This is a genomic window from Streptomyces sp. KL109B, from assembly GCF_030766935.1.
In the GTDB taxonomy this organism is placed as follows: Bacteria; Actinomycetota; Actinomycetes; order Streptomycetales; family Streptomycetaceae; genus Streptomyces.
The window spans coordinates 157,005-169,159 of sequence record NZ_JASERL010000001.1; the positions used below are offsets into that span (position 1 = coordinate 157,005).

Annotated in this window: 12 protein-coding genes; 5 read left to right on the plus strand and 7 right to left on the minus strand. The window is 72.0% G+C overall.

Annotation, left to right across the window (positions count from 1 at the left end; translation table 11 throughout):
* Positions 1-19 precede the first annotated feature (19 nt).
* Positions 20-1,348: an NAD(P)-binding protein gene (locus RBJ65_RS00775; RefSeq protein WP_306321389.1), complete on the minus strand. Its 1,329-nt coding sequence runs from the start codon at positions 1,346-1,348 to the stop codon at positions 20-22.
* A 173-nt stretch (positions 1,349-1,521) separates the two neighbouring features.
* On the opposite strand from RBJ65_RS00775, the gene RBJ65_RS00780 reads away from it, so the two are divergent.
* Positions 1,522-2,268 carry a pentapeptide repeat-containing protein gene (locus RBJ65_RS00780; RefSeq protein ID WP_306321388.1) on the plus strand — a complete coding sequence of 249 codons (747 nt, stop codon included), beginning with the start codon at positions 1,522-1,524 and terminating at the stop codon, positions 2,266-2,268.
* Between the two features lie 81 nt (positions 2,269-2,349).
* On the opposite strand, the gene RBJ65_RS00785 is transcribed toward RBJ65_RS00780, so the two are convergent.
* The 3 genes from RBJ65_RS00785 to RBJ65_RS00795 form a co-directional block, all read right to left on the minus strand.
* Positions 2,350-2,850 (minus strand): hypothetical protein, encoded by a 501-nt coding sequence (locus RBJ65_RS00785; RefSeq protein ID WP_306321531.1) that lies wholly within the window; start codon positions 2,848-2,850, stop codon positions 2,350-2,352.
* 65 nt (positions 2,851-2,915) lie between these two features.
* Positions 2,916-3,566, minus strand: coding sequence for a response regulator transcription factor (locus tag RBJ65_RS00790; RefSeq protein WP_306321387.1), 651 nt, complete (start codon positions 3,564-3,566; stop codon positions 2,916-2,918).
* The gene (locus RBJ65_RS00795; RefSeq protein WP_306321530.1) at positions 3,563-4,936 is read right to left on the minus strand and encodes a sensor histidine kinase; all 1,374 of its coding nucleotides are present in this window, start codon (positions 4,934-4,936) and stop codon (positions 3,563-3,565) included. The genes RBJ65_RS00790 and RBJ65_RS00795 overlap by 4 nt, the downstream gene beginning before the upstream one ends.
* A gap of 349 nt (positions 4,937-5,285) precedes the next feature.
* Here RBJ65_RS00795 and RBJ65_RS00800 point away from each other — a divergent pair, with 349 nt between their 5' ends.
* The 3 genes from RBJ65_RS00800 (at position 5,286) to RBJ65_RS00810 (ending at position 7,853) form a co-directional block, all read left to right on the plus strand.
* Entirely contained in the window at positions 5,286-5,855 is a 570-nt protein-coding gene (locus RBJ65_RS00800) for a heme-binding protein (RefSeq protein WP_306322949.1), read from the plus strand.
* Positions 5,856-6,066: 211 nt separating this feature from the next.
* The gene (locus RBJ65_RS00805) at positions 6,067-6,675 is read left to right on the plus strand and encodes an ankyrin repeat domain-containing protein (protein WP_306322948.1); all 609 of its coding nucleotides are present in this window, start codon (positions 6,067-6,069) and stop codon (positions 6,673-6,675) included.
* Complete coding sequence (locus RBJ65_RS00810; RefSeq protein ID WP_306322947.1) at positions 6,672-7,853, plus strand: YncE family protein; 1,182 nt, start codon at positions 6,672-6,674, stop codon at positions 7,851-7,853. Before RBJ65_RS00805 ends, RBJ65_RS00810 begins: the two co-directional genes overlap by 4 nt.
* Here RBJ65_RS00810 and RBJ65_RS00815 read toward each other — a convergent pair.
* Both RBJ65_RS00815 and RBJ65_RS00820 read right to left on the minus strand, forming a co-directional pair.
* On the minus strand, positions 7,846-9,417 hold the full coding sequence (locus RBJ65_RS00815; RefSeq protein WP_306322958.1) for a M4 family metallopeptidase: 1,572 nt from the start codon (positions 9,415-9,417) through the stop codon (positions 7,846-7,848). The genes RBJ65_RS00810 and RBJ65_RS00815 overlap by 8 nt on opposite strands.
* Before the next feature lie 289 nt (positions 9,418-9,706).
* Positions 9,707-10,282 (minus strand): TerD family protein, encoded by a 576-nt coding sequence (locus RBJ65_RS00820; RefSeq protein WP_306322946.1) that lies wholly within the window; start codon positions 10,280-10,282, stop codon positions 9,707-9,709.
* A gap of 173 nt (positions 10,283-10,455) precedes the next feature.
* Here RBJ65_RS00820 and arfB point away from each other — a divergent pair, with 173 nt between their 5' ends.
* Positions 10,456-10,881: an alternative ribosome rescue aminoacyl-tRNA hydrolase ArfB gene (gene arfB, locus RBJ65_RS00825; RefSeq protein ID WP_306322945.1), complete on the plus strand. Its 426-nt coding sequence runs from the start codon at positions 10,456-10,458 to the stop codon at positions 10,879-10,881.
* 585 nt (positions 10,882-11,466) lie between these two features.
* Here arfB and RBJ65_RS00830 read toward each other — a convergent pair.
* Positions 11,467-12,063, minus strand: coding sequence for a flavin reductase family protein (locus RBJ65_RS00830; protein WP_306322957.1), 597 nt, complete (start codon positions 12,061-12,063; stop codon positions 11,467-11,469).
* Between the last annotated feature and the right edge of the window lie 92 nt (positions 12,064-12,155).

Genomic DNA, 12,155 nt, shown 5'->3' on the forward strand with positions numbered 1-12,155 from the left:
GCGGCGCCAGTCTTCGGCCTCAAGCACGGTTGAGGTCAAGGCCGCGGGTGGGGGCGGGCCGCCGCAGCGCAAGCGTCGTCGCCTCGATGGCGCTGGTGAAGGAGACCTCGGAGAGCACGCCGGGCGCCGCCACCATGTCGCCCGCCAGGTACACGCCGTCGCCGCGGTCGATGGCGGGGCGGTCGCGCCAGGTCGTGCCGGGGCGGTCGAGGGCTCCGGTGCGGCCGTTCGCGAGGGCGTCGCGGCGCCAGGTGGTGCGCTCGCGCCAGCCGGGGAACGCGAGATCGAGCAGTCCGTCGGCGCGCGCCGAACCGTCCGCCCGGGACTCGCCGGGCGCGATCGGCACCTGCCCCTGGACCAGGCTCTCGCCGCGCGGGGCGAGGGACTTGTCCTGGGCCGTGAACCGTTCGAGCCAGGCCGGGAAGTCGAGCCCGGACACCGCGAAGGCGTCGCCGCGCCGGGTGCGGACGGCCAGGTCGATGAGCGTCGTACGGCCGCTGTTCCAGGTCAGGGAGTCGTCCCTCAGCAGCCTGCGGGCCGCGTCGAGCGAGGTGGCGACGACGACGGGGGTGTCGGTGGGCAGCGCGTCGACCCGGCTCAGGGTCTCCATGCGGACGCCGAGGTTCCAGGCGCGGGCCGCCATCCGGTCGACGACCGAGGACCAGCCGCCGACCGGATAGTGGGCCTCCGGCGGCACCTTGGCGGTGCGGCGCAACCGCTCCTGCACGAAGCGGGCGGACAGCGATCCCGGGTCGTGGTGGAACAGGGCGACGGCCGTGTAGTGGGCGGCGGCGCGGGCGGCGTCCGGGCCCGCGACGCGGGTGGCCCAGGTCGTGAAGTCCTCGTCCACGGGCGCGAGTTCGGGCCTGCGGCGGGCGAGCCGGAGGAGGGCGAGCGGCGGGGTGCGGCGCAGCGCCCCGTCGCGGTGGAAGCGCAGCCGGGCGCCCTCCAGCGCGGGGATCGGGGCGAGCGGCCCGAGCAGGTCCCGCTGCCTCAGCCAGGTCCAGTGCGGGCCGCCGTTGTAGAGGGCGTGCGGGCCCTCGTGCGTGCGGTAGGGCTCGTCGCCGGTGCGGGCTCGGCCACCGAGGGTGTGGTGCGCCTCGTGCAGGGTGACGCGCGCGCCCGCCTCGGCCGCGGTGATCGCGGCGGTCAGCCCGGCGAGACCGCCGCCGATGACGGTGAGGGAGCGCGGGGTGGGGCGGGTGTGGTGGGTGGGGCGAGTGTGGTGATCGGGGTGATCGGGATGGTCGGGGTGAGCGGGATGGTCGGGGTGATCAGGGCGATCAGGTCGATCGGGGTGATCAGGGCGATCAGGTCGATCGGGGCGGTCGGGGTGCGTGGGCTGCATGTGGTGCTCCTGGCTCGGTGATCGCGTCGTACGACTGACGGCGGGCCCGGGTCCCGCGAAGGGCCTTCGCGGATACGACGTGTGGGACGGGCGCGGATGTGACATCGGGGCGTTCGCGCAGGCCGGAGGGTGGGCGGAGGGGATTGTCAGTGGCAGGGGGCAGCATGGGGGCCATGGCGGAGAAGCGGACGGGCGGGACGAAGGCCGGGACGAAGGTAGGGACGAAGGCCGGGACGAAGGTAGGGACGAAGGCCGGGACGAAGGTAGGGACGAAGGTGAAGAAGGCGCGGCGGCCCCAGGTGCGGCTGCCTCCGTTGGCGCCGTGGGAGGAGCGCGGCCTCGAACCCGACGGGGACTACGACGGCGTGGAGTTCCGGGGCGTGGACCTCGCCGGTCAGGAGGGGACCGGGGCGCGGTTCATGGACTGCGCGCTGACGGCGTGCGGGCTCGACGAGGCGGGCCTGGCGCGGGCCAGATTCATCGACTCGGTGCTGACCGACGTCCGGGGCGTGGGGACGGACCTGGCGGGGGCGACGCTGCGGGACGTCGAGGTGGTGGACGCCCGGCTCGGCGGGGTCCAGCTGCACGGGGCGGCCCTGGAACGGGTGGTGATCAGAGGCGGGAAGATCGACTACCTGAACCTGCGGAAGGCGCGCCTCAAGGACGTCGTCTTCGACGGCTGCGTACTGGTGGAGCCGGACTTCGGGGGCGCGCGCCTGGAGCGGGTCGAGTTCACGGGCTGCGTGCTCAAGGGCGCCGACCTCTCGGCGGCGACCCTGACGGACGTCGACCTGCGGGACGCGGCGGAGCTGGGGTTCGCGCGGGGCGTGGACCGGCTGGGCGGCGCGGTGATCTCACCGGCCCAACTCATGGACCTGGCCGAGGTGTTCGCGGCGGAACTGGGGGTGCGGGTGGAGTAGTTCACCGGTACCGGTACCGGTACCGGTGTCGCGGTCGCGGGGCTCTGCCCCGGACCCCGCTGCTCAGTCGCCGCAGGGGCTTTATTTGAGGCGCGGGAAGCGGGCCTGGAGGTCCCACAGGGCCGGGTTGTCCGCCAGGTCCTCGTGCATGTCCGTGAGGTCGGCCAGCAGGTCGTGCAGGAAGTCCCGGGCCTCGCGGCGCAGTTCGGAGTGGGAGAAGGTCAGCGCGGGCTCCTCGGCCGGCATCCAGTCGGCCTCGATGTCCACCCAGCCGAAGCGGCGCTCGAAGAGCATGCGGTCGGTCGACTCGGTGAAGTCCAGCTCCGCGTACTGGGGCGTGGCCGACCGGCTGCCGCGCGGGTCCTTGTCCAGCTGCTCGACGATGTCGCACAGCGCCCACGCGAAGTCGAGCACCGGCACCCATCCCCAGGCTGTGGACACTTCCCGGTCGGCCTTGGTGTCGGCCAGGTAGACATCGCCGCTGAACAGGTCGTGACGCAGCGCGTGGACGTCCGCGCGCCGGTAGTCCGTCTGCGGCGGGTCCGGGAAGCGGCGGGAGAGGGCGTAACCGATGTCGAGCACGTAGGAGATGGTGTCACGGGTGGGACGGGTGCGGTCTCCGGGCAGGCGCCGGGACGGTTGCGGCCTCACGGCAGCAGCCGCTGCTCCTTCGCCACGGCGACCGCGCCGGCCCTGGTGTCCACGCCGAGCTTGTCGTAGATCCGGCCCAGGTGGGTCTTGACGGTGGCCTCGCTGATGAACAGGGCCTTGGCGATCTCCCGGTTGCCGAGTCCGTGCGCGAGCTGGGCGAGGATGTCGCGCTCGCGGTCGGTGAGGGTGGGGCGCGGCTTGCGCATATTGGCCATGACGCGGTTGGCGACCGGGGCGGAGAGCGCGGTGCGGCCCTGCGCGGCGGCGTGGATCGCGGCGAACAGCTCCTCCGGGCGCTCCGCCTTGAGCAGATACCCCGTGGCGCCGGCCTCGATGGCGCGGGTGATGTCGGCGTCCGTGTCGTACGTGGTGAGGACCAGAACGTGGGGGCTCCGCCCGGCTTCCTGGTCCGCGGTGAGGCGGCGGGTCGCCGCCACGCCGTCCATGCCCTCGCCCAGCTGGAGGTCCATCAGGACGACGTCGGGCTCCAGCTTCGCGGCGAGCGCGATCGCCTCCTCCCCGGTCCCGGCCTCGCCGACGACCTCGATGTCCGCCGCACTGTCCAACAGCGCGAGCAGCCCGGCACGGACGACGACGTGGTCGTCGCAGAGCAGGATTCGGATGGGCTGAGCGATGCGCTGATTCATGAGGACGAGCTCCGCTTCGGTTCGGAATGATCGAGCCCCTGCGGCGATTGAGCACCGGGGCCCGGGGCGGAGCCCCGAGTCCGCACCCCCGGTTCGGCACCATCAAGCCTCGCCGGCGCTTGAGGCGCGGGGTCCGGGGCAGAGCCCCGCGAGCGCACCTCCGGTTCGGCACCATCAAGCCTCGCCGGCGCTTGAGGCGCGGGGTCCGGGGCAGAGCCCCGAGTCCGCAACCCCGGCCCCGGTGACAACGGAATCGCGGCGGACACCACCGTCCCCTCCCCCGGCTCCGACTCAAGACTCAACACACCCCCCAACTGCCGCACCCTCGCCCGAATCGCCGGAATCCCATGCCCCCGCACCCCGGCGGAGCCACCCGGCAGCGCCGCCGGATCAAACCCCCGCCCGTCGTCGGCGACATCAAGCACGACCTGATCGTCGAGCAACGTCAACGTGATCGCCGCACTCCGCGCCCCCGCATGCTCCCGCACGTTCGCCAACGCCCCCTGCGCGATCCGCAGCAACGCCGACTGCACCCGATCCGGCAACCGGTCCGCCCGCCCCTCGTCCTCGACCCGCACCCGCACGGCGAGCCGGTCGCCCGACTCCCGCTCGGCCACGGCCCGCAACGCCTCCGCGAGCCCACGCGCCAGATCGGCGGGGGCCAGATCGTGCACGAAACGCCGCGCCTCCGTGAGGTTGTGCTCGGCGATGGACGCGGCCGTCCCGACGTGCGCGCGGGCCTTGCCGGGGTCCGCGTCCCACACCCGCTGCGCCGCCTGCAACAGCATCCGCTGGCTGGACAGGCCCTGCGCCAGGGTGTCGTGGATCTCCATGGAGAGCCGCTGCCGCTCGGCGAGCGTGCCCTCGCGGCGTTCCGACGCGGCGAGTTCGCGACGGGTGCGGATGAGGTCGTCGATGAGCGCGCGCTGGCGCGCGGCCTGCCGTTTCATCTGCAGGAACACGGCGGTGGCGATCACCACGACGGCCGGCGGGCCGAGCACGAGGTCCGGGTCGAGGCGGCCGGCGAGACGCAGCTGGGCGAGGATGACGAGCACCGTCAGGACCCCCACCAGGACGAGCGCGGCGCGCGTCGGCAACGTACGCAGACCCGTGTAGAAGAGCGGCACCGCGCACCACGCGAAGCTCGGCGCGAAGACCACGAGCACCACCCACACCACGACCACCAGCGTCAGCCACACCCGCTGCCCCACCGTGGCCCGCTCCGCGACGCCCCGCACGAGCCCGGCCCCGTACACCAGGGCCAGCACCACGGAGAGCGCGACGATCCACGGGGTGCGGTCGTCGTGCGAGTGGCGCAGCAGGAAGCGGGCCAGGGCCACGGCAAGCAGCAGGAAGAAGGAGGCGTGCATGGTCGCGGTGAGGCGGCGGATGTCCGTGTCGTAGCCGTCGTCGGCGCGTGCGGCCCGGTTCCTTGGCACGGTTCCTGCGCCTCCTTCACGGCGTCTACCTGGGCAAACAATCCCATTCTCGCCGGGATGTACGCCCCTGGGGTCAACCGATCGGATGACCCCGGCGTCGACCGGGCGGCGCGGTGCGTCGAGCCGGTACGTCGACGGGTGGGGGCCGGACACGGGCCCAGGATTGATTGCAGAGCGGGACGGCGGCCACCACGGTGGCGACCTCCCGATCGACCTCCCCCCCTCCCCCCTCCTCCTCTTCCTCTTGTACTTCCCTCCCCATCACCCAGGAGCAGTTCCCATGCAGCACGCCAAGAAGATCTCGAAGCGCACCCGCGTCATCACCGGCACCACCCTGGCCGCCGCGATCGCCGTCGGCGGGTTCGGCGCGTACTCGGCGTCCGCCGCGGACTCGGAGCCGACCGCGCAGGCCGCCGCTGCCAAGCCCGCCGCCGCGAAGGCCGGCAACACGTACGAGTCCAAGCACCTCACCGTGGGTGCCGCGACGGACGCCGCCGAGGCCGTCCTGAAGGCCGCGAAGAAGGACAACCAGAAGGTGTCCGTGGCCGTCGTCGACCGTAACGGCAACACGATCGTCGAGCTGCGCGGTGACGGTGCCGGGCCGCAGTCGCCGGAGTCGGCCGTGAAGAAGGCGTACACCGCGGTGTCGTGGAACGCGCCGACGTCCGAGCTGACGAAGCGGCTTGAGTCGACGCCGAACCTGAAGGACATTCCCGGCACGTTGTTCCTCGCGGGTGGGGCGCCGGTCGCCGTCGACGGTGCGCCCATCGCGGGTATCGGTGTGGCGGGAGCGCCCTCCGGGGACCAGGACGAGAAGTTCGCGCAGGCCGGGGTCGCGGAGCTCAACTAGTTCTTCGGCCCGGGGTCGTGCCACCGGCGACGGTGTTACGGCCCCGGGGCTCCGCCCCGGACCCCGCTGCTCAATCGCCGCAGGGGCTTGATTTGCTCACCCGCCGCAGGGGCTTGAACTGACGCGACCAGCCACGATGTACGTGAACCTGATACCGAAGCCGAAGAACGGCACGACCCTGCGGCGCGCAGGGCTGATGTGGAGTCGCACCATGCAGTCGCAGCACACCGAGAACAACCGCTCGCTCCTCGCCGCCGCCGCGCAGGGCAACGCCGACGCCGTCCGCACCGCACTCGCGGCAGGCGCCGACGTCGAGGCGCGCGACACACACCGCCGTACGCCCCTCCTCCTGGCCTCCCTCAACGACCACGTCGCCGCCGCCGAGGCCCTCGTCGCGGCCGGCGCCGACCCCAACGCCCAGGACGACCGCGACGACAGCGCGTGGCTGGCCACCGGCGTCACCGGCTCCGTGGAGATGATGCGGGCGCTGCTGCCGGGCCGCCCCGACCTGAAGGTCACCAACCGGTTCGGCGGGATCTCCGTGATCCCTGCCTCCGAACGCGGCCACGTCGACTACGTACGCGCCGTGCTCCGCGAGACCGACATCGACGTCGACCACGTCAACCGGCTCGGCTGGACCGCCCTGTTGGAGGCCGTGATCCTCGGGGACGGGGGCCGCGCGCACCAGGAGATCGTCGAGCTGCTCATCACGGCGGGCGCGAGCCCGGACCTGCCCGACGGCGAGGGCGTCACGCCCCTCGAACACGCCGAGCGGCGCGGCTTCACCGAGATCGCCGGGCTCTTGCGGGCCGTACGGTGAGGCGCGCGGTCCTGTCGGCGGTCGCCGTCGCCGTGCTCGCCACCGGATGCGCCGCGACACAGGCGGACACCAAATCGGCCTCCCCCAAGCCGAGTTCGCCCGCCCCCAAGACCTCCGCCAAGACCCCCGACGGCACCCTCCTCGTCGCCGACTTCGGCTCCGACACCGTCTCCTTCGTCGACCCGGCCGCGGGCAAGGGCACCTTCGACTCGGTGCGGGTCGGCCACGCCCCGTACGGGCTCGTCGTCGGGGACGACGGACGCGCCTGGGTCGCCACGGCCGAGGGCGTCGCCGTCGTCGACACCGGCAGCCGGGAGCGCGAGGCGCTCATCCCGTACGAGACCGAGGGTCTCGGCCCGGTCACCGACGGCGAGTACCGCGGCGGCGGCATGGGCATCGCCCTCGCGCCCGACGGCGAGCACGTGTACGTAGGCGTCAACGTCCCCGACGGGAACGGGACGTTGGAGACCATCGACACCAGCTCAAGGAAGGTCGTCGACACCGCCGCCGTCGGCCGCCGCCCCTTCGACGTCGACGTGTCGCGCGACGGACGCCAGGTCTACGCCACCGACCACGACTCGTTCGACGTCACCGCCCTCGACACCCGCGACGGCGACACCCGCCGTATCGAGGTCGCCCCGTACGGCACCGAGGGCGGGCTCGGCTCGTGGCTGAAGCCGCACTACGCCGCCGTACGCCCCTCCGACGGCAAGCTGCTCTTCCCCTTCGAGGGCGAGAAGCTCGTGGTCGTCGACCCGGACACGGGGCGGTCGAGCGTCCAGCGGATGACCGCCAATACGCATCAGCACGGCGTGACCGTCACCCCCGACGGGACGCTGCTCGCCGTCGGCACCGGGCCCATCGACCCGTCCCGGGACGAGGGGCCCTCGCTCACCGTCCGGGCGCCGGACGGCAAGGAGAAGGTGATCCCGCTCGACGGTCCGCACGAGGCCGTCGCCGTCTCCGACGACGGCCGCACCGCCTACGTCACCGGCGGCTTCACCCGCGACGGCTACTGGAACGGGATCACCGTCGTCGACCTCGACAACGGTGACACCCGTCGACTGTCGGCGGGGGAACGACCGTTGGGAATCGCGGTACTGGACACTTCCAGCCCCACTGACCGCACTTCCAGCCCCACCGACCGCACCCCCGGCGCCCCGCCAACCGCTACTTGACGTTCACCGCCGTCCACGCCGCCGCCACAGCGGAGCGCTCCGCGCTGTTCGCCCCGTACAGGTCGGAGGCCGCCTGCAGCGTGGCCGTGCGCGCGCCCGCGTAGTTGGTGGAGGACGTCATGTACGTCGACAGCGCCTTGTACCAGATCTGGACCGCCTTCTCGCGGCCGATGCCGGTGACCGAAGAGCCGTCGTACGTGGGCGAGTTGTAGGAGACGCCGTTGATGGTCTTGGCGCCGCTGCCCTCGCTGAGCAGGTAGAAGAAGTGGTTGGCGACGCCGGACGAGTAGTGCACGTCGAGGCGGCCCACGGTGCGCGACCAGTAGTCGGCCGAGCCGCCGTCCCTGCTGGGCTTGTCCATGTAGCGCAGCGGGGTGCCGTCGCCGTTGATGTCGATCTTCTCGCCGATGAGGTAGTCGCCGACGTCGGCGGAGTTGGCGGCGTGGAACTCGACCGCCGTGCCGAGGATGTCGGAGGTCGCCTCGTTGAGGCCGCCGGACTCGCGGCTGTACTTGAGGCCGGCGGTGGCGGCGGTCAGGCCGTGGCTCATCTCGTGCCCGGCGACGTCGAGCGCGGTCAGCGGGTTCTTGTTGTTGATGCCGTCGCCGTACGTCATGCAGAAGCAGCTGTCGGACCAGAAGGCGTTGACGTAGGCGTTGCCGTAGTGGACGCGGGAGTAGGCAGCCTTGCCGTCACCGGCGATGCCGTTCCTGTTGAAGGCCTCCTTGTAGAAGTCCCAGGTCTCGGCGGCCCCGTACGCGGCGTCGACGGCGGCGGTCTGCCGGTTGGTGACGGTGCCGTCGCCCCAGGTGTCGTCGGCGTCGTGGAAGAGGGTGCCGGTGCCGGACGTGCCGCCGTTCAGGTCGTACGTCTTGTGGCCGCCGCGCCCGCCGTCGACCAGGTCGTAGCCGCCGGAGGCGGAGGCGGTGGTGCCGAGGGTGACGGTGCCGCTGTACTCGCTGACGCCGGTGCCGTTCTCGATGGCCTGGTACTTGTAGATCACCTTGCCGCTCGCGGCGTCCGTGATCACGTGCAACTCGCTGGGTGTGCCGTCGCGCTGGGTGCCCTTGACGACGGTCTCGTACGCGAGGGTGGGCGCGGCCGAGGCGTCGGCGGCCCAGACGACCTTGCGTACGGAGTCGGCGGTGGCGCCCTTGACCGAGTCCCCGGCGGCGGACTTCGCGGACTTCTTGGCGGCGGTGGTGCTGCTCGCGGCGTCCGTCGACGCCACGGCCACGGAGCCCTTGCGGGCCTTGGTGGAGCCCTTGAGGTCGCCGTTCTTCGCGGTGTGCACGACGAGGTCGCCGCCGAGGACGGGGAGGCCGTCGTAGGTGCGCTCGTAGCGGGTGTGGACGGTGCCGTCGGCGTCCTTGACGACATCGCGGGCGACGAGCTTCTCGCCGTCGCCGAGCTTCAACTGCTCTGCCGTGGTGGCGGCTTCGGTTTGTGCGGCCTTGAGGGCGGTGGCCCGTTGCGAGGCGCTGAGCGGGAGGGCGGTGGCGCCGTCCGCACGGTCGGTGGCGGCGCTGGCCGAGGTGCCGGCCTGAACGCCGAGAACCACCATGGCGGCGGAGGCGACGAGGGCGGCGAGGCGGGGAGCGGTAGAGCGGTGTCTCACTCGGACTCCTTCAGTACCCGGGTACCCGGTGGGGTGTGGGGCGTGGGGGGTGCGGAGGGAGAGTGGCACCAGTCAGTGGCTCTGTGACAGATACCGGTCAAAACTTTGCCGGTTCGTGTCCGGATGTCGCCGGTGATTGTCCGTTAAGCGATGGGCTGTGGCGGGTTGGTGGCAGCACTGAGCCCCGACCGCGTACGGCCGGGGCTCAGGGTGCTTACCGCAATGCGGCGGTCACTCAGACGTTCACGCCGAAGTCCTGCGCGATGCCGACCAGGCCGGACGCGTAGCCCTGGCCCACGGCGCGGAACTTCCACTCCGCGCCGTTGCGGTACAGCTCGCCGAAGACCATCGCCGTCTCGGTGGCGGCGTCCTCGGAGAGGTCGTAGCGGGCGATCTCGGTGCCGCCGGCCTGGTTCACGATGCGGATGTACGCGTTGCGGACCTGGCCGAAGTTCTGCGAGCGGGACTCCGCGTCGTAGATGGAGACCGGGAAGACGACCTTCTCGACGTCGGCGGGCAGGCCCGCCAGGTTCACGTTGATCGCCTCGTCGTCGCCCTCGCCCTCGCCGGAGCGGTTGTCGCCGGTGTGGACGATGGACTGGTCCGGCGTCTGCTTGTTGTTGAAGAAGACGAAGTGACCGTCCGAGTAGACCTTGCCCTGCGTGTTCACGGCGATCGCCGAGGCGTCGAGGTCGAAGTCGGTACCCGTGGTGGTGCGGACGTCCCAGCCGAGGCCCACGGTGACGGCGGTCAGGCCCGGAGCCTCCTTGGTGAGCGAGACGTTGCCACCCTTGGACAGGCTTACAGCCATGGTTCGGGAGTCCTTCCCTCGTTGAGTACGGTGCGTGCAGCCGAAGCTACTCGTAACCGTATGAACGCGGTGAGGGGTGGCGAAGGTTCCAGCTCCCTTTACTTTCTTTACTTCGTCCGCGCTCGGCGGAAATACGGGTGACGTGCGGCGTACGCACGCGCGACCATGGACGCATGTCCGGTCCCTATCCCATCCGCGGTTCGGTCGTCCTCCCGGAGGCCGAGCTCCTTTGGCGTTTCTCGCGGTCCTCGGGGCCGGGCGGCCAGCACATCAATACGTCGGACTCCGCCGCGGAGGTGCGCTTCGACCTCGCGTCGACGAAGGCGCTGCCGCCGGTGTGGCGGGAGCGGGCCCTGGAACGGCTCGCTGCGCGGCTCGTGGACGGCGTCATCTCGGTCCGCGCCTCCGAGCACCGCTCGCAGTGGCGCAACCGTGAGGCGGCGACGGTACGCCTCGCGGCGCTCCTGGCGGAGGCGACCGCGCCGCCTCCGAAACCACGCCGCCCCACGCGCGTCCCCCGCGGCGTCAACGAGCGCCGCCTCCGCGCCAAGAAGGCCCGCTCCGACACCAAACGCTCCCGCTCCAACCGGGACTGGTAACCCCGCCTCGGGCCATTCAACCCCCTGCGGCGTAACCCCGCCTCGGGTCATTCAAGCCCCTGCGGCGTAACGCCGGCTCGGGTCAGTCAAGCCCCTGCGGCGTAACGCCGGCTCGGGTCAGTCAAGCCCCTGCGGCGATTGAGCAGCGGGGTCCGGGGCAGAGCCCCGCGGGCGTAACCCCGGTTCGGGTAAATCAAGCCTCGCTGGTGCGTAACGCCGGTTCGGGTAAATCAAGCCTCGCCGGTGCGTAACGCCGGTTCGGGTAAATCAAGCCTCGCCGGCGATTGAGGCGCGGGGTCCGGGGCGGAGCCCCGAGGCCGTAACACCGGCTCCGTTCCCGACGCCCGGGGCGCTGCCCCGGACCCCGCTGCTCAATCGCCGCAGGGGCTTGATGGGTCGGACCCAGCCGCGCAGTTGCGGCAAGGGCTTGATCGGCCGGACCCAGCCGCCCGGTGGCGGCGGGGGCTTGATGGGTCGGACCCAGTCGCCCGGTGGCGGCGGGGGCTTGGATGGGTCGGACCCAGTCGCCCGGTGGCGGCGGGGGCTTGGATGGGTCGGACCCAGTCGCCCGGTGGCGGCAGGGGCTTACCTGCCCAGGCCCCGGTACCGGCCGCGGAAGTACGTCAGGGGACCGCCCTCCGTACTCGGCAGGGCCGCCCCGAGGACCCGCCCGATCACCAACGTGTGGTCACCCGCAAGGACCCGGTTCTCCGTACGGCACTCCAGCGTCGCAAGCGCCCCACCCACCAACGGCGCCCCCGTGTGCTCACCCCGTACGTACGGGATGTCCTGGAACAGGAGCCGGTCGCTGAGCCGCCCCTTCATGGCGAAGCGGCCCGCGATGTGGCTCTGGGATTCGGAGAGGACCGATACCGCCCACAGCGGCTGCTCGTCGAGGAGGTCGTCCATGCGGGAGCCGTTGCGCAGCGACACCATCACCAGGGGCGGGTCGAGGGAGACGGACATGAAGGCGGTCGCCGTCATGCCCGCGTCCTCGCCGGCCGGCCCGTCGGGGTCGAGCTGCGGCTCGTGGGAGGTCAGCAGGACGACCCCTGCGGCCAGACGGGACAGGGCGGCGCGGAACTCGTCGTTGCTCACCCCCTCAGCATGCCCGGCGGACGCGGTGGGGGATGCCGTGGCCGATGTGGGGGAGGGGACGGAAGTGGCAGGGGACGTCTTCAGCACGTTCAACACGCCTCAAACGCTAGCCGCGCCCCCGCGCGCCCCGCATCGGGCCGATGACCGAGGCCGGTCCTAGGACCAAGGGCGCGGTA